Raw genomic sequence first — 17,274 nt, 5'->3', positions numbered from 1 at the left:
TTTTTGGTTTAAGCGTGTTTAATCATTTGGTTTTGAGTGTACATAGTCATAATAGCATGTAAGTCTACCTCAGTTACTTCTTTTTTAGTATCAGCTACTCCTAAGAAGTATTCATATAGTGTGTCTAATTCTATTTTAGTCACATCAAATCCAATGTTTTTAAATCTATAAGCTAATGCAGATCTACCACTTCGCGCTGTAAGAATAATAGATGAAGCATCAACACCGACTTCTTTAGGATCAATAATCTCATATGTATCACGGCGTTTAATCACTCCATCTTGATGAATGCCTGAACTGTGAGCAAATGCATTAGCCCCTACAATAGCTTTATTTGGCTGCACGACCATTCCCATCGTGTTAGAGGTCAACTGACTTAATCTATTTAACATCGTGGTATTGATATCTGTGTGAAACCCTAAACGCTGATGTTGTTTTAAGATCATCACTACTTCTTCTAGTGCTGTATTACCTGCTCGCTCGCCGATACCATTGATGGTACACTCTATTTGCCTAGCTCCATTCATAATACCTGCTATAGAGTTGGCTGTTGCCATTCCTAAATCATTGTGACAGTGACATGATAAGATTACATTATCTATTCCCTTGACATGTTCTTTTAGATATTTAATCTTGTTACCATAGTCAGTAGGTAAGCAGTATCCTGTCGTGTCAGGGATATTGATAACTGTAGCTCCTGCTTGTATTACTGCTTCACAAACTTTAGCTAGATACGCATTATCTGTTCTTCCTGCATCTTCAGCATAGAATTCTATATCCTGCACATATTTTTTAGCATAGGCTACAGCTTCACTAGCTCTACCTATTATTTCCTCTTGTGTAGAGTTAAACTTGTATTTAATATGCGAATCAGAAGTACCTATACCTGTATGTATTCTAGGTTTATGAGCGTATTCTAATGCTCTAGCAGCTGAGTCTATATCTTTAGTATTGGCACGAGTTAATGCACATATCTTAGCATTCTTTACTATCTTACTGATGGCTTGTACAGCTTCAAAGTCACCTGGACTAGAAATAGGAAAGCCTGCCTCGATAACATCAACACCTAGCTCATCGAGTTGGTAAGCAATCTCTAGTTTTTGTTTTTTATCTAACTTACAACCAGGTACTTGTTCTCCATCTCTTAATGTGGTGTCAAAAATCTCAATTTTTTCAGTTTTCATATTTTTAGTGTTTTAAATAACTTTAAACAAAAGTGTATAAAAGCTTTTCACTATCTTTAAAGAAAAGTTAAAAACTACAATGTTAAAATGTGGTTTTTGTATTATAAGTTGTTGTTTTTTAATTATTTAAAGTATTTTTTGTTACAATGTCAAATTGGGGAAAAGACTGGTTATTTGTATTGATAAAATCACTGACAAGGTCAGAGAAACGTCAATTCACATTATATGTAAACAGATTGCAGAACAATGCAGATGCTAAATTCATCTCGTTATTTAATGCTATGGATAAAATGGAGGAGTATGACGAACAGTATATTCTCAAACAAAAAATCACAAGCAAACAGCAATTATCTAATCTAAAAGCGAATCTATACAAGGCTATCTTAGCGAGTCTGCGTATGAATCCTAGTAGAAAAAATGTAAGGATACAAATCCGTGAACAACTTGACTTCGCTACTATTCTATATCAAAAAGGGCTGCATAAACAGGGGTTGAAAATATTAGATAAGGCGAAACAAATCGCATTAGACGTAGAGGAGAAGAGCCTTGCTTTAGAAATTATAGAGTTAGAGAAGGTTATCGAATCACAGTATATCACACGTAGTATCACTGGGCGTGCGGATGAACTGATTGCCCAATCTAATGATCTTATTATTCAGAATTATTATGCGACGAAGTTATCTAACTTATCGCTTAAGTTTTATAATGAGATGCTTACTTCAGGATATGCAAAAAGTGAGGACGAAAAACAAGAGCTAATCACAAGGTTTAGTGATCAGCTATTAGATATTAATATTGAGTTACTTAACTTTAGAGAGAAGTTGTGGTATTTTAAAGCGCATGTATGGTTGTGTTTCTTGATACAAGATTATCGCAATGCTTATAAATATGCTAAGTTATGGGTAGCGTTATTTTATGATCACCCAAAGATGATATTAAGCCACCCAATATGGTACCTCAAGGGGAATTCTTATCTATTTAAGATATTGCTATTATTTAAGTCAGTAGACAAATATATTTATTGGAACAATAGATTAGAAGAGCAATTGACTAGCGAGAACTTCCCACAATCAGAGAATATTAATTCGCAGGCATTTTTATTACAGTTTAGCAATAAACTGAACATCGAATTTATACAACAGACATACAATGGAAGTACAATCTTCGTAAAACAATTACAACGAGGGATTAATGAATATAGTAATATGATAGATGAACACCACTTTCATATTCTCTATTTTAAAGTGGCGTCACTGTATTTTGGGTATAAAAAATACGAAGATTCCTTAGCCTATACAGCCCGTATTTTAGCAAATACTGACTATACCGTACAGGAAGATTTGCTATTTCATACTCGTATTTTATCATTAATGGCACAGTTCGAATCAGGACAAGATCAACACTATGAAGACTTTATTAAAGCCAATAGAAACTTGATGAAAAAGATGAAGAACAAGACTGAGATACACGACACTTTTATGAAGTTGTTTGAGGGACTTTTAGGGGCATCGTCTAAAGAGCAAGTTGTTGTTTTAAAGGGTTTTGTAGATAAAATGGAACTGCTGTATGACAATAAGTTTTATATCCGTAGTATCCTGTATATCGATGTGCTAAATTGGGCTAAAAGGAAACTAAGTTAACAAGGTAATATCACATTAAATAAAATAAAAAGCCACACATACTGTGAAGTTGTTGTGGCTTTGTTTGTTAAAAAAGGCTTGCTTGTATCAAAAGAATTACTATCTTCGCCACTGTATTAGAGTAATAATACAGTATTTAATTCCAGAGAATAGGTTATACTTAGTTGTATATGAAAAGGGAATCGTGTGAGAATCACGAACTGTCGCGCAACTGTAAGTAACATGCTAGTTTTTATCCTAGTGATCCACTGTTATGATTTAAGATAATGGGAAGGACGATAAAAGCTGTTACAAGTCAGGAGACCTGCCTTATTCTGTTTTATAGACTATGCTTTCGCGGTTTAGAGCTTCATGTCAAGTTGGAATGTGTTAATTCATACATCCTAAGGTTATATCTAGTATAATCAGGGATAAGCACATTGTATCTTTTCATTTTAATCCAAACCATTTTATCGAATAGCACGCAGATAATTCATTATCAGGTCTATATTATTGTTATAATACTGTAGGACTAACAAGCATAATGATGTTATTAGAAGCAGATATAGAAGAACGCAAATTAAAAGCAGTGACCAGCGTGTTTAAAGTAGTATTTCCTGATACAACTAATCACCATAACACGATGTTCGGAGGTCGAGTAATCATGATGATGACGGAGACTGCTTTTATGACCGCAACTCGTTTCTGCCGTAAGAGTTTTGTGATCGTTAGTAGTGACAAGATAGACTTTAGACAACCTATACCAGCAGGCTCACTAGTTGAGATGGTAGGAGAGGTAGAGTTTATAGGTAATACGAGTATTCGCATCCGTGTTAATGTGTACAGAGAGAAGATGAAGGAAGATGAGCGCATACAGGTAGTGACAGGTGTATTCACCCTCGTAGCATTAGATGATAATTTCAAACCGATATCTATATTAGATTAGGTTTTATACAAGTAAATTTTGTAAGCATCTTACATTTTTTAGTTTTTGGTAGGGGGATAGACAGGTTAGTGTCTATCCCCATTTTTTTACGAATAATCTTTTAACACTAATATAATATTAGCGCCATAATGTGACTATGTTTCTTGACTTATACAAAGTATATTTGACTACACTTATAAACGTAATAATAACACAACCAATGGTTAAATTAAGTAAAGTTGTACTAAGTATATCTCTGTGCTTACTAGCAATGACTACTTACAGTCAGAACAGTGCAGCAAGTAACGCGGCCAAATTAAGTAGAGCTAAATATTCAGGTACCGATGTAGCGAAAGAACTAGTAGAACAACGCACTGATACCACATTCACAAGATACTACAGTGGAGGATTTGAAGTGGATGCAACTCGTACATGGCGTGAGAAGATAGACTATACAGGTAGAGGATTAGAGGATAACAAGTATCAAATTAGCTCTAGTAGATATAAAAGAGATTTGACAACTGATGGTCTGGCTTTAGATATGGAACGCACTACTACTTATGCAGATAAGAGTGCTAAAAAATCAATCTTAGTAACTAAGCAGTTCTTAGTAGATGGTTTAGTAGAACAAATCACCTATAATGGTGATGATAGAGCAGTCAAATGCTTCGATAAATCAGGGCAACTACTCAACGAAAAAGGGTGTATGCTTTACACTACTGATAAATACCCAAAAGAGAAATTAGCCAAGTTAACCACTAATCTACAGAATCAGATATTTAAAACGGTTAAGAAAAATAAAGGATTAGTGCCTAAATATATCTTAGTAAATATAGAGTCAGACTATAAGACTAAATCATGGTTCTTATCACTAGACTTCCCTAAAAGCTATGATATCGATAGTAAGATGTACACAGAGCTAGTCACTGCGATAATGGTAGTGTTAAACAATGAGAAGATTCAAGACTTCCATTTTAACAAGGATATAAATGGTAACTATTACAACCATTTTTTAAATCTCCCTATTAACTTTAGATCTTAAAAAGGAAATAATAAAAGCTCAAATGCGTTCTCGTATTTGAGCTTTTTTACTTTGATATAGTTCATAAAAGTTACTCTATGTATTATTATAAATAGTTATAATAATCAAATAATAAGATGGTTATGTCTATTTGTGTCTTGGAGCACCTAATTTTAAGAAGTATATTTGGTAGAAACATAATTACAAATAACACAAGAAATGATTAATTTGAAACAACTACTATTAGGCGCTCTTGTTCTTACAGGAGGTATTTCATCTTATGCACAGAGTAATATTATCTCTGAAGCTAGAAAGCAAAGTAGAAATACCTATATGGGATATGACCAAGCGCGTACGTTAGCAGAACAGCAGAGAGATACTACCTTTGTAAGGTATTTTATTGGTAATTTTCAAGTAGAACCAACAGATGCTTGGACAAATAAAATTAAGTATAAAGGATATAAAGAGTCTGAAAACCGCTATATATTTAACAGTGCTAATTATGTAAAGGGAACGAGTCAAGATGAGCTAAAACTGCGTAAAGAATGGCGTGATACTTATACTATTAAAGACGTTAAAAACATCAAGACAGAGAGTAAGATGTATTTATTAGATGGTTTAGTAGAGGAGGTAGTTTATCAAAATAAAGAGAAAAAGGCAAAATGTATAGATAAAGAAGGAAAAGTTCTTAATGATACAGGATGTCTTAGATATACTATCGCTCCACAAGATAAAAAAGAGATAACAAGTTTACAAGTGATAGCAACGGATGCTGCTCGTAAAGCTACTCGTAAAAAAGGTATGTTACCGAAGTATAAATTGACTAATCTAGTGGCTGACTATGACACTAAGTCGTGGAAAGTATATCAGGTTTTTCCTGCTGATTTTGATAAAAGTAATCCAATGTATGAAAATATAAAGACAGCTGTAGAGAAAGCTTTTAAGGATAAAAAAGTAGATGAAATCTATTTTAACAAGGATATCAATGGGAACTATTATGATAACATCTTCTTTGTTAATGGTAGTTATAACTAACCTTATAATAGGACAGAATCAGTAAATAGTAATATATCATCGTGAGATAAAATAGAAAAGATATTGCCTTTAGCAGTATCTTTTTTTTGGATATAAGAGTGTGCTGTATTGCATTACTTTGGTACATAAGTATGCGCTGAACTTTCTAATAGTGATAGTTCAGTGGAGTCTATAATAAAATTAAATAAGCAAAATAAAAGATCTAACACATCAGTTATCTCATTCTCTCTGCTCTTCAGTGATAGAGTTAAATTCTAAAATAGAGCGTGGTTCATTACTTAGCTTTTCGCTCATTTGATCAGTGAGAAGTTCATTTTCTGAAGCTTTAGCTTGTTTGATAATCTCTTTATTTACTTTTCGAATATAGCCAGGCGGAGTCCACTTTTTTAATGCCCCTTCTTTGTTATTCTGCTTTAAAGTCGGGGTGTTTTCTTCTTCTAGATGTTGGTTTAGAGCTATTTCTCGTGCTTGTTCGATTGGGATAACCTCTGCCATTTGTAGATTCTCTTTCTCTGCTTGTGGATTCTCGTTTTCTTGTCTTGTATGATCCGTAAAGTGTTGTGTATCTACCTTATTTAGATTGTGTGATATTGTGTTCTCAGCTCCCTGTGTCCCGTTTCCTGCTATCTTTTCTCCGTTTTCTGTTTCTAGTTCCTCTTTTCCTGTTTCCTGCTCCCCGCTCTCTAGCTCTATGATTCCATGAAAACAACTTGTGCTATTGACACTACCATCAGCCGCTTTCCACATACTCCAAAAGTAAACAGTACCCTTATCCCAATCGGTAGGTATGCTAAAATGAGCGTATTTATCAACGCGATTTCCTACATTAGATATTGCTGTAAATTGGTCTAAGGTTTCGTTATACAGCATCATCGTCAGTTGATCTGTATTAAGTGTAAGCGCATTAACTAACCCATTTTCCCATTGTACTTTAAACTTACCTGTCTTTAGGCGATTGATCTTTTTGATTACAGCAGGAGCAAGGTTTCCGATAGATAGCAAGGCTTCTTCTACTTTGATGTGTTGTTCTCCATTGCTTAGCCCAATACCTTGCGTCATGAGTCTAGAGATCATCTGTTCCTTCCCAGCGATCCATTTTTTACCCTTCACCACAGGTGGGCAATTCGCATTGACAAAGTCTCTGAATTTACTAGCAAATGTTGATACTAGACTCATCTTATCCCATTGGAGCAATTGCTTCATGGATGGTTTTTTTCTTGACTTACGAGGTTTAGCACGGATGTAATTTATTCCTCTCCATGTTGCTCCAACTACTGTTCCTACTTTGCCATTTACTGGACCTAGTATACCCTGTTTGATTTCTGCCATAACTTATGTTTTTTGTGTTTTTGGTTTTTTGTGATTTTGTTTTAATTCACTGCTATCTAATGTATGTTCTTGTATACGAGATGGTTGTTTTTCGTATTTGTAATATAAAAAAATCAGCATACCTAGTACATAAGTAGTAAGAAAAATTCATAGGCTGTTCAGCCCTTTGTAGCTCTAACTTGATGGCTGAATGTGAATTAAATAGGTGTTCAAAACGAGTGAAATATTTTCTTTTTTAGTCAGATTTCACCTTGTTCAGTTGAAAATCAGATTCAAATTAGATGTTGCATTAGAGAAGAATAAGAGTAGAATGAAAGCTGAATTCTTGGGTAATTAGCCTTAATATCCAATTATTGTCCTATCATTCTCCTATAATTGTCCAAGGATGCGCTATAGGTACCTGTGTTTGTTGAGGTGAGAGGGTGTTGTAGAAATAAGTGAATAGTTATTAATTTAGGTTAATGAATTGGTTCATAGTATTTTGTTGTCTTATGCTATAAAAAAAAATAGAAAAAAAATGAAATTGGAAGTTCTCTAGAACGCTTCTAGAGTAGGTAGTGGAAAAAGAGAGGTATTTTGGGGTGACCTGAAAATAGTTTTTTGCTTGAAAGAGGAGGAAATATAAAAAAATGAAAACTAAAATTAATTAGAACTTTACTCTAGGAAGAGGTATGAGTCGTAGAGAGAAAGATAGGATTGTAGGTACTTGGGGAGTTAAGTAGGTAGTAAAAAAAATGCTCTGAATCAAGTGATTCAGAGCAGTGTTATAATCAGTGAGTTTTATTTTTTAGTTAAGACATTATAGATTACATAGAACCATCCTAGAAAGAAATGGATTATTGCCCATAATATGGATTGGTTTCTTGTCCAAGATAGATATACAGCGACAATAGAACCAATGGTTAGTCCTCCTCCCCATAGCTGGATAGATGGCCCTCCTGCAAATGTCATAGTAGTAGTCATCGCTAAAGCTAGTGTCCAAAATAAATTTGATTTAGTCATAGTTGATTGTTTTTGTGTTAATTAGCTCTAAAGTTAATCTATTTATGAAAACAAGTGTTTAGTTTAGAGTATTATTTTGTGAATGTAAAAGGTGTATTAAAGATTTTTCGAGGGGATAGAAAAACAAAACTTCAAGTAGCATATTACTGTTACCTGAGGTTTTACTGTTTTAGATATGTGGTGTGCTATGGACTAAGTAGCAAAAAAAAAGCCACTCGTATAGAGTAGCTTTGTATGTGTCTTAATGCTTGTGTAAGAATGCTTGTCTTTGTAGAAGTGTTTCTTCGCTTTCGACATGGTTGTCGTCAGGAATACAACAATCTACAGGGCATACAGCAGCACATTGCGGTTCTTCGTGAAATCCTTTACACTCCGTACATTTAGATGGTACGATAAAATAGAATTCGTCAGAAACTGGTTCTTGAGCAGCATCAGCATCTACTTCTGTTCCGTCAGGTAGTACTACCTTACCAGTCAGTGCTGTACCGTCTTTATATCTCCAGTCATCTGCCCCTTCGTATATCGCTGTATTCGGACATTCAGGTTCGCAAGCTCCACAATTTATGCATTCGTCTGTTATAATGATTGCCATAGCTTATATTTTGTTTTATATGTATTAACTTTGTATGCAAATTTACACCCAAAACAATTCACAAACAAGTCAATATGAATTTAGATGTTAAAAAAAATACATTTGTTAAGTTAGGTCAATTTTTAGCTCAATTTACTACAAATGAATTTGTAAAAAACAATGATGTATGTCATAATGATGAATTTTTCACAACATTTTCTGAACTGATTCACAGCTCAGTTCACTATAATGGATGGTTCACATTAGAGCAAGTAGTTGCCTCGATCAACTCTTGGGCAAGTGCGTTGACACCTGAGAATTTAGATAAATGGACTTCAAAATACGATTTTTCAACTGAGCCAAATAAGCGCATTGGATTGATTTTGGCAGGTAATATTCCCTTAGTAGGTTTTCACGATTTTATCAGTGTTTTAATTTCTGGTAATGTCGCTGTAATAAAGATGTCTTCTAATGATCAGAAGTTACTACCTTTCTTAGTAAAGTATATAGTAGCGGTGGAACCTGGTTTTGCTGATCGTTATGAATTTATAGAAGGAAAAATGGAGGGATTCGATGCTGTAATCGCTACAGGTAGTAATAATACAGCTCGCTATTTTGATTACTACTTTAATAGTGTTCCTAATATCATACGTAAAAATAGAAATTCTGTTGCTGTACTTGACGGTACGGAGAGTCATGAAGACTTAGTAGCATTAGGTAAAGATGTATTTACCTATTACGGATTAGGATGCCGCAATGTCTCTAAAATATTCGTGCCTGAGGGGTATGTATTTGACAGTTTCTATCAAGGGATGTATGAGTACAGAGATGTTATAATGTATGAGCGTTATGCTAATAATTATGATTATAATAAGGCTGTATTTTTAATGAGTGAGTTTAAGATTTTAGACAATGGATTCTTGACTGTTAAGCAAGATAATGGATATGCTTCTCCGATCTCATCTATTTTTTATGAGTACTATACGGACATTAATGAGGTAAGAACTCGCTTAGGGGAGGACGCAGATAAGATACAGTGTATGGTGTCTAATAATTTAGTAGAGGGAAGTATCGCATTCGGACAAACGCAGGAACCACAATTGTGGGATTATGCTGATAATGTAGATACAATGGAGTTTTTGTTGGGGTTATAGTGGTTATACATGGCACGGATTGCAAATCCGCGCCAGCGTTAGTAGAGACGCAATACTTTGCGTGTCACAGTTAATGGTTTACAGAATCACCCCATCACCAAAAAACAACATCACAAAAATACAAAATCACGAAAAAACATAAAAAGATGATTCAAGTGCATAATTTCTGTGCAGGTCCTTGTTTATTGCCAGATGAGGTATATAAGGGAGCTGCGGAAGCTGTTTTGGATTTTAATGGGAGTGGACTTTCACTATTGTCTATCTCACATCGCAGTAAGGAGTTTATGGCGGTGTTAGAAGAGGCACAGCAGTTGGCTCTGTCTCTGTTGGGATTAGAAGGCAAGGGGTATTCAGCTCTGTTCTTACAAGGAGGGGCAAGTATGGAATTCTTACGCGTACCTTATAATCTGATGAAATCTAAAGCTGGGTATATCAATACGGGTAACTGGTCTTCTAAGGCGATGGCTCAGGCTACAGCTTTTGGGGAAGTTAGTGTATTAGCATCATCTGAGGATCGCAACTATAGTTATATTCCTCAGCAGATAAATATACCTTCAGGTTTAGATTATGTACACTATACTTCTAATAATACAATCTATGGTACGCAGTGGCAAGATATACCTCAAGCTGACTGTCCTATAGTATGTGATATGAGTTCGGATATCTACTCGAGAGTGTATGACTGTGAGCAGATCGACTTGATTTATGCGGGAGCACAAAAGAACATTGGTCCTGCGGGATTAAGTGTAGTGTTGGTTAGAGATAGTATTTTTGGTAAGACAGGTCGTAGCATTCCTCAAATGATGGATTATGCGGAGCATATAGATAAAGGGAGTCTATATCATACAGCTAATGTCTTTGGTATCTATACTTGTTTATTAAATCTAAGATGGTTACGTAATCTAGGTGGCGTACAAGCTATAGAGAAGATAAACAATCAGAAGGCAGCTACTTTATATAGTGCTATTGATGAGTTAGATTATGTCGTGGGATTAGCGGATGTGGAGTATCGATCTAAGATGAATGTCACTTTTGACTTTAAAGAAGAACGTATGAAAGAGATATTCGATACCCTGTGTAAGGAGGCGAGTATCTTAAATATAAAAGGGCATAGAGTGGCTGGTGGATATAGAGCCTCACTTTATAATGCCTTAAAACAACAAAGTGTGGATGCACTAGTAGAAGTGCTTCACGCAATGAAAACAAAGATTTAATAAGAGTAGATGAGAATATTAGCTAATGATGGTATCCCTGAGGAAATAAAGATTGACTTGGAGGGATTAGGTTTTGAAGTAAAGGAAGTAAGGGTAGCTCACGAGCAATTAGTGAATTACACTAGTAAAAATGAGATAGAAATACTTCTGTTACAGCAAGGGACGTTACTTAATAAGACGATGATCGATGAGTTGTCTTTCTTGAAGGCTATTGTTTTTGCGGGTACACAGATAGATTTAGATATAATAGATTACATCAAAGGATGTGGGATTAAAGTAATTTGGGCAGAAGAGGCTTTGTCTAATGCTACAGCAGAGTTGGTGTTTGCTCATTTATTCTCAGGAGCTAGATTATTACAAGAGGCAAATAGAAATATGCCTTTAGAGGGTGATGCTAGTTTTAAATCACTACAACAGTCGTATAGTAGTGGGATAGAATTAGCAGGTAAAACACTTGGTATTATAGGTCTGAATGCAGCAGGAGAAAAGGTAGCACAGAAGGCATTAGCTTTAGGAATGAATGTATTGTATACAGATAGTACAGTGCCTAGTCTGAAAGCGGAGTTCGTCTTACCTAATGGTATACACTTCCCTGTAAATCTAGAATCTACTGATATGCATAGATTGCTACATGATTCGCATTTTATCACTATTCATACGAAGCATTATCAGAAATATATCTTAGATAAAGAGGCTTTTAGTCATGCTCATAACTTGATCGGAGTGATTAATTGTGCGTATGCAGAGGCGGTAAATGAAGTGGATTTAGTAGACCTTATTAACGCCGAAACTATCTTGTTTGCTGGGATAGATCGCTTTGAAGAAGAGCCTCATCCTGCAATACAAGTACTGATGCAACCTGCGTTCTCCTTATCTCCTAATATCAATGGAGCGACGGATGAAAGCAAAATGTTAATTTGGGATGAAATATTTGAAAAAGTTCAAGTATTGCGAAAATAATATAGTAGTTTTATCACTCAAAAAAATAAAACTATGTTAGAGCAAATTACAAAATTAGTAGAACAAATTAGTTCTTCTGAAGTAGCTAAAGGGGGAATCACTTCTGACCTTACAAGCGCAGTAACGAAAGAAACTGGAGACAGTATTATCAACGGATTAAAAGACAGTGTATCTTCTGGAGACATCAGCGGATTAACAAGTTTATTAACTGGTCAAGCATCTAATATCGCGTCTAACCCTATCGTTAGTGATATGGTAGGTAACTTAGCTACAAGCTTAATCGCTAAGTTAGGATTGCCTGAGAGCGTAGCAGATAGTTTTGCAAGTGGTGTAGTACCACAAGTAATCTCTGCTATAGTAGCTAAGATACAAGGAGGAGAGTCAGGATTTGACCTTTCTAGTATCTTAAGTGGACTAGGTGGAGGAGGAGCTCAAGACTTACTTGGGTCTTTATTAGGAGGAAAAGAAGGATTAGGTGGAGCAATCGATAAATTAAAAGGATTGTTTTAACCGACGTACCATATTGAATAAAAGGCGATTATCTAGTAATTAGATAGTCGCCTTTTTAGTTTATTTAGATTAAGTAAAAACAAAAGTTCTCAAAACTTGATTTTATGTTAAGTTATGCTTTATATTTGCTGTTATATAAAATAAGTCTAAATAAGTTTAAATTATGAAAAAATATTTACGATCACTTTTAGTGTTAGGTTTAGTAGCAAGTATCGCTTCTTGTAGTAGTGATGATAACAGTACTCCAAAGGATGAAACAAACGAGGGAGGAGAGAATCAGAAAGCAGAGAGATTTATTATCGCTGCTTCTTCATTAGAGCATACAGGTATTGCAGATTACTTACTTACAGTAGAAGATATCGATAAAGGGGTAGTTACTCTTAAGAATAATGGTATTGAGCAAGATGGTGCTTACCGTTATTATTTAACAGCTAAGAATAAATTTTACAGTTTATTATATGGACAAGGTAGTCCTGGAGCTGTGACAGCTTATGCTTTAAACAAGAATGGAAAGTTACAGAAGACTAATAACTTCGTGACTGAGACAGTACAAGTATATGGAGCTATAGATAATGACTTCGTAATGTGGAAAATACCACGTTCAGGAGTAGAAATTGCACCTTGGTACATTGTGAATACAGATTCTGATGCTATCGTTAAGCAAGGAGTTATTAATACAGTTGAGCTTGCTAACAACGGAGAAAGAGCACACTTCAGTGGATTGACTCAGATGGGGAATAAATTAGTAGCTCCTTATTTCTCTATGAGAGGTATAGAAGGTGATGTATGGGGAACGTCATTTCCTAATACAGCATGGGCTGCAGTATATGAATACCCAAGTATGAAGTTAGAAAAAGTAATCAAAAGTGATAAGAGTTCTTATATCGGTGGTTACTTTAAAAATGGTCTAGTACAAGATGAAAAAGGAGACGGATATGCATTCTCTAGTGCTAATGTAACAGATAAAGGTAAAGTGCTTACTAAGAACCCATCAGGGATCTTAAAAATAGATGGTAAAACATTAGAGTTTGACAATACTTACTTCTGGGATATAGAAAAAGCGACTAACGGATATTTCGTGAACAACTTTATCTATGCAGGTAAAGGAAACTTCATCGCTAGACTTGAGAATAATAAGTTAGAAGAAGGAGATGTACGTTATGCAACTCTTAATGTATATAACAAAACATTCAAATGGGTAGATGGATTACCTTCAGGTATTAAAGACTTAGGTTTTGCTGATAAAGGAAACTATTCTGCTATGGATGGTAAGACAGTTTATGTTGGTATTACTACTAAAGAGGGAAGTTTTATCTATAAAATGGATGCTGAAACAGCGACTGCAACTAGAGGTGTGAAAGTAGAAGGTGGTACTATTACTGCTATTACTAAAGTAGCTTCAAAATAATACTATAGTTTATAAAACGGATTAAAGACAACCTAATTACAAGGTTGTCTTTTTCTTACATCAATATTATAATAATACACATGAGAAGTTTTATAAAATACTTTATAGTTGTCTTCTTGGGTACGATTCATCTAGGATACGCACAAGAATTAGTTAATCTTCAAGGAGTGGTTAAAGACAATTTAGGAGAGACTGTCATTGGGGCAACTGTAGTAATAAAGGAGAACAATAAGTTCGGACAGACTGATTCAAATGGGAAGTATATAATTCCTAAATTACAATCTAATAAGCAATACACTGTAGAGGTAAGCTATATCGGTTATACTTTTTTCTCACAGCAGTTGACATTAACTGGGGATAAGACATTTAATATTACGCTGAAGCCTGATAACTATAATTTGTCGGAGATTAATATACAAGCGAAAAGTAAAGTACAGTTAGTTAAAGAGAAAGCATATAATGTAGCAGTAGTAGATGCTGTGAAGCTTCACAGTAGAGCTATGGATATAGGGCATGCTCTAGATAAGGTAAGTGGTATCCGTGTAAGAGAAGATGGAGGAGTGGGATCTAATATGAATATTTCTTTAAATGGATATAGTGGTAATCAGATAAAATTCTTTATCGATGGGATACCTATGGATAATTTTGGTTCTGCTTTTCAGATGAATAATATTCCGATTAACCTTGCTAATCGAATAGAGATATATAAAGGAGTAGTACCTGTTGGTCTTGGATCTGATGCATTAGGAGGAGCTATTAATATTATCACGAATACCTATGACAAGACCTCATTAGATATGTCTTATTCGTATGGTTCATTTAATACGCATCGTACAAATGTGAACTTCGTATTCGTAGATAAAAAGTCAGGTTTCTTTACGCAATTAAATGCATATCAGAATTACTCTGATAATGATTATAAAGTACGTGCTGATGTTAATGACATTAATTCAGGTGTTATCATTGGTCAAAATGTAAAAGTAAAACGCTTCCACGATAAATATCACAATGAGAACTTCGTAGGACAGATAGGATTAGTTAATAAGTCTTTTGCTGATCGTATTGCTATTGGTATTAATCTAGGACAGAGTTATAAAGAGGTACAAACAGGAGCTAGAATACAGACTGTCTTTGGAAAGTTACATCAGCGAGGGGACATAGTTATGCCTACTTTCGTATATAAAAAGAACAATTTATTCACTGAAGGGCTAGATGTAAGTATTAATGCTAATTACAACCTTGGAAGTGACCAAGTGATTGATACAGTCTATAGAAGATATAATCTTTTAGGAGATTATGTAGACTATGAAGATATGTATGGTAAAAAAGGAGGTGAACGTAATCGTACCTTGTATAAGTATAAGAATAATAATGGTATGGTGAATACTATTGTTAATTACAAGTTAGGTAGTAAGCACAACTTCTCTTTGAGTAATACGATTAACTTCTTTAAACGCAAAGGTGAAGATGAGTTGTATCCAAATGATATATTAAAAAATAAACCATCTGAGACAACTAAGAATATTAGTGGGTTAAGTTACCAATATACACCAAGTACAGTGTGGGGTGTGACTGCTTTTGGGAAGTACTATAATCAACATATAAAGTACACAGAATCTTATAATCCATCAGGTCAATGGGGAGACTATGCTTATAGAGAATACAAAAAAGACAATAATGAATTTGGATATGGTATTACAGGATCTGTATTTGTTTTAGATAATTTACAATTAAAAACTTCGTTTGAGAAGAGTATAAGATTACCTTCTTCTAATGAGCTTTTTGGAGATAATGTGAATACTGTTGGGGTAGGAACCCTTAGACCAGAGAAGAGTTATAATTATAATCTTGGAGTAAATTATCAACCACATATCGGTAAATATCATTCGTTTAATATTGATGTCAATGGTTTCTTTAGAGATTCAAAGGATTTTATTCATCAAAAATTGATAGGAGCAACTAAAGATAAATTAGGTTTTGAGAACGTTGCTTCTATAAAAAATACAGGTATAGAAGGAGAGATTAGGTATTTCTATAAGCGAAACTTCAATATTGGTGTGAATGGTACGTATCAAAATATGATTAATACAAATAAGTATGTGGGAGGATTAGAAAGTCCAATTTATAAAGACAAAATGCCTAATATTCCTTATATGTATGGAAATGCTGATGTTAATTATACTTTTGATAAAGTATTTAAGGATGACAATCTGACATTAGGATATTCAGTGATGTACATCAAGTCATTTTATTTGTATTGGCCATCTTTAGGATCAAGGGCTGATGGAAAGTTTGATGTGCCAGATCAGGTATCTCATGACTTATTAGTAACGTATAGTTTTGGAAAAGACACAAAGTATCAGTTCACTTTTGAAGCACGTAATATGTTTGATAAAGTAGTATATGACAACTTTAGTTTACAAAAACCAGGAAGAAGCTTCGTAGGTAAATTTAGATATTTCTTTTAATTATAATTGGTTAGTTAGCATATTTGAACAAGAAGAGTATATCATTTAATAAGTTGTTGTAAGAGCAGTAATCTCAGTGATGAGGTTGCTGCTTTTTTTGTTATCTTGTATGGATAATTAAGTTAGAATAAAGATGAATATAAGTAATATAGTAAAAGACTTTATACAGTATTTAAAGAAGCCTGATTTAGCTTGTATAGTTGCTACTAAGACTGAGAAGATCGTTTTGGTCTTTAGGTTATGGCTAATAAGTTTGTTTACTATTGTTCTATTAGGAGTTGTGATAGATCAGATGATAGATGTCCCTACTCCAGATTTGTTTGATATTAAATTAAAGGAATTAGGGGTGCCATTATTTGTGTTGTTTGTCACTATTTTTGGACCACTATTTGAAGAGATTACCTTTCGTTTGCCGTTGAGGTATAAGCCTTCCTATCTTATTATTTCGTTTGTGTTTATTGCTTTTTATATTGTTGGAAGTATAAGTAAAATAAGTGATTCAGTAACTATAGGTTTAACTATCTTGTTTACAGTATTGTTCTTATTATTGAATTATTTTATTAGTCAGAAAGGTGATAAGAGTCAGTCATTTTATATTAAGTATTACCCCTATATATTCTATGGTTTAGCTGTTGTATTTGGGTATGTACATATTGCTAATTTTGAGGAGGTTAATACGCGTATATTGTTGTTATCACCACTTATCGTATTGCCACAATTAATAACAGGATTGGGAATGGGATATGTCAGAGTGCGCTTAGGATTTTGGTATGGAGTATTCTTTCATATATTACATAATTCTGCTATAACAGCAGTTATGTATTTAGGAGGGTATTTTGACATTTGATAATTTAACAGTGTATGATTAATGAGT

General features: G+C 34.2%; 15 protein-coding genes and 1 riboswitch. Of the genes, 11 read left to right on the top strand and 4 right to left on the bottom strand.

The window, feature by feature from the left end; all coding sequences use genetic code 11:
* Positions 1 to 8 precede the first annotated feature (8 nt).
* Positions 9 to 1,184, bottom strand: a complete 1,176-nt coding sequence (locus tag CF599_RS09970; protein ID WP_121965885.1) for a 2-isopropylmalate synthase — start codon at positions 1,182 to 1,184, stop codon at positions 9 to 11.
* Between the two features lie 146 nt (positions 1,185 to 1,330).
* Between CF599_RS09970 and CF599_RS09965 the strand changes: the two genes are divergently transcribed.
* From CF599_RS09965 to CF599_RS09950, 4 genes are all read left to right on the top strand, one after another.
* Positions 1,331 to 2,824: a hypothetical protein gene (locus tag CF599_RS09965; RefSeq protein ID WP_121965884.1), complete on the top strand. Its 1,494-nt coding sequence runs from the start codon at positions 1,331 to 1,333 to the stop codon at positions 2,822 to 2,824.
* Positions 2,825 to 2,958: 134 nt separating this feature from the next.
* Positions 2,959 to 3,151: riboswitch (cobalamin riboswitch) on the top strand.
* Between the two features lie 199 nt (positions 3,152 to 3,350).
* Positions 3,351 to 3,749 (top strand): acyl-CoA thioesterase, encoded by a 399-nt coding sequence (locus tag CF599_RS09960; RefSeq protein WP_121965922.1) that lies wholly within the window; start codon positions 3,351 to 3,353, stop codon positions 3,747 to 3,749.
* Positions 3,750 to 3,948: 199 nt separating this feature from the next.
* Positions 3,949 to 4,770: a hypothetical protein gene (locus tag CF599_RS09955; protein ID WP_121965883.1), complete on the top strand. Its 822-nt coding sequence runs from the start codon at positions 3,949 to 3,951 to the stop codon at positions 4,768 to 4,770.
* Positions 4,771 to 4,968: 198 nt separating this feature from the next.
* On the top strand, positions 4,969 to 5,784 hold the full coding sequence (locus CF599_RS09950) for a hypothetical protein (protein WP_121965882.1): 816 nt from the start codon (positions 4,969 to 4,971) through the stop codon (positions 5,782 to 5,784).
* Positions 5,785 to 6,003: 219 nt separating this feature from the next.
* On the opposite strand, the gene CF599_RS09945 is transcribed toward CF599_RS09950, so the two are convergent.
* The 3 genes from CF599_RS09945 to CF599_RS09935 form a co-directional block, all read right to left on the bottom strand.
* Positions 6,004 to 7,113 (bottom strand): DUF6266 family protein, encoded by a 1,110-nt coding sequence (locus CF599_RS09945; protein WP_121965881.1) that lies wholly within the window; start codon positions 7,111 to 7,113, stop codon positions 6,004 to 6,006.
* Between the two features lie 780 nt (positions 7,114 to 7,893).
* Complete coding sequence (locus CF599_RS09940) at positions 7,894 to 8,115, bottom strand: hypothetical protein (protein WP_121965880.1); 222 nt, start codon at positions 8,113 to 8,115, stop codon at positions 7,894 to 7,896.
* A 241-nt stretch (positions 8,116 to 8,356) separates the two neighbouring features.
* The gene (locus CF599_RS09935) at positions 8,357 to 8,707 is read right to left on the bottom strand and encodes a 4Fe-4S dicluster domain-containing protein (RefSeq protein WP_038987937.1); all 351 of its coding nucleotides are present in this window, start codon (positions 8,705 to 8,707) and stop codon (positions 8,357 to 8,359) included.
* Positions 8,708 to 8,781: 74 nt separating this feature from the next.
* On the opposite strand from CF599_RS09935, the gene CF599_RS09930 reads away from it, so the two are divergent.
* The 7 genes from CF599_RS09930 (at position 8,782) to CF599_RS09900 (ending at position 17,247) form a co-directional block, all read left to right on the top strand.
* Positions 8,782 to 9,840: an acyl-CoA reductase gene (locus tag CF599_RS09930; protein ID WP_121965879.1), complete on the top strand. Its 1,059-nt coding sequence runs from the start codon at positions 8,782 to 8,784 to the stop codon at positions 9,838 to 9,840.
* 146 nt (positions 9,841 to 9,986) lie between these two features.
* Positions 9,987 to 11,054: a 3-phosphoserine/phosphohydroxythreonine transaminase gene (serC, locus tag CF599_RS09925; RefSeq protein WP_121965878.1), complete on the top strand. Its 1,068-nt coding sequence runs from the start codon at positions 9,987 to 9,989 to the stop codon at positions 11,052 to 11,054.
* A 9-nt stretch (positions 11,055 to 11,063) separates the two neighbouring features.
* The gene (locus CF599_RS09920; RefSeq protein WP_121965877.1) at positions 11,064 to 12,014 is read left to right on the top strand and encodes an NAD(P)-dependent oxidoreductase; all 951 of its coding nucleotides are present in this window, start codon (positions 11,064 to 11,066) and stop codon (positions 12,012 to 12,014) included.
* 33 nt (positions 12,015 to 12,047) lie between these two features.
* Positions 12,048 to 12,524 carry a hypothetical protein gene (locus CF599_RS09915; protein ID WP_121965876.1) on the top strand — a complete coding sequence of 159 codons (477 nt, stop codon included), beginning with the start codon at positions 12,048 to 12,050 and terminating at the stop codon, positions 12,522 to 12,524.
* A gap of 163 nt (positions 12,525 to 12,687) precedes the next feature.
* Entirely contained in the window at positions 12,688 to 13,932 is a 1,245-nt protein-coding gene (locus CF599_RS09910; RefSeq protein ID WP_121965875.1) for a DUF4374 domain-containing protein, read from the top strand.
* A gap of 80 nt (positions 13,933 to 14,012) precedes the next feature.
* A complete protein-coding gene (locus tag CF599_RS09905) occupies positions 14,013 to 16,400 on the top strand; it encodes a TonB-dependent receptor (RefSeq protein ID WP_121965874.1) in 2,388 nt (795 codons plus the stop codon).
* Positions 16,401 to 16,533: 133 nt separating this feature from the next.
* Positions 16,534 to 17,247, top strand: a complete 714-nt coding sequence (locus CF599_RS09900) for a CPBP family glutamic-type intramembrane protease (RefSeq protein ID WP_121965873.1) — start codon at positions 16,534 to 16,536, stop codon at positions 17,245 to 17,247.
* The last annotated feature ends 27 nt before the right edge of the window (positions 17,248 to 17,274 follow it).

The organism is Myroides sp. N17-2 (genome assembly GCF_002286775.1).
Taxonomy (GTDB): Bacteria; Bacteroidota; Bacteroidia; order Flavobacteriales; family Flavobacteriaceae; genus Flavobacterium.
Note: the sequence above shows the minus strand (reverse complement) of the source record. Positions and strands in the feature narration are given on the sequence as shown.

Excerpts from the sequence above, each read along its gene's own strand:
- CF599_RS09935 (WP_038987937.1), bottom strand. The coding sequence starts at position 8,707 with ATGGCAATCATTATAACAGACGAATGCATAAATTGTGGAGCTTGCGAA.
- CF599_RS09945 (WP_121965881.1), bottom strand. The coding sequence starts at position 7,113 with ATGGCAGAAATCAAACAGGGTATACTAGGTCCAGTAAATGGCAAAGTA.
- CF599_RS09955 (WP_121965883.1), top strand. The coding sequence starts at position 3,949 with ATGGTTAAATTAAGTAAAGTTGTACTAAGTATATCTCTGTGCTTACTA.
- CF599_RS09960 (WP_121965922.1), top strand. The coding sequence starts at position 3,351 with ATGTTATTAGAAGCAGATATAGAAGAACGCAAATTAAAAGCAGTGACC.
- CF599_RS09920 (WP_121965877.1), top strand. The coding sequence starts at position 11,064 with ATGAGAATATTAGCTAATGATGGTATCCCTGAGGAAATAAAGATTGAC.
- CF599_RS09940 (WP_121965880.1), bottom strand. The coding sequence starts at position 8,115 with ATGACTAAATCAAATTTATTTTGGACACTAGCTTTAGCGATGACTACT.
- CF599_RS09910 (WP_121965875.1), top strand. The coding sequence starts at position 12,688 with ATGAAAAAATATTTACGATCACTTTTAGTGTTAGGTTTAGTAGCAAGT.
- CF599_RS09950 (WP_121965882.1), top strand. The coding sequence starts at position 4,969 with ATGATTAATTTGAAACAACTACTATTAGGCGCTCTTGTTCTTACAGGA.
- serC (WP_121965878.1), top strand. The coding sequence starts at position 9,987 with ATGATTCAAGTGCATAATTTCTGTGCAGGTCCTTGTTTATTGCCAGAT.
- CF599_RS09905 (WP_121965874.1), top strand. The coding sequence starts at position 14,013 with ATGAGAAGTTTTATAAAATACTTTATAGTTGTCTTCTTGGGTACGATT.
- CF599_RS09970 (WP_121965885.1), bottom strand. The coding sequence starts at position 1,184 with ATGAAAACTGAAAAAATTGAGATTTTTGACACCACATTAAGAGATGGA.
- CF599_RS09930 (WP_121965879.1), top strand. The coding sequence starts at position 8,782 with ATGAATTTAGATGTTAAAAAAAATACATTTGTTAAGTTAGGTCAATTT.
- CF599_RS09915 (WP_121965876.1), top strand. The coding sequence starts at position 12,048 with ATGTTAGAGCAAATTACAAAATTAGTAGAACAAATTAGTTCTTCTGAA.
- CF599_RS09965 (WP_121965884.1), top strand. The coding sequence starts at position 1,331 with ATGTCAAATTGGGGAAAAGACTGGTTATTTGTATTGATAAAATCACTG.
- CF599_RS09900 (WP_121965873.1), top strand. The coding sequence starts at position 16,534 with ATGAATATAAGTAATATAGTAAAAGACTTTATACAGTATTTAAAGAAG.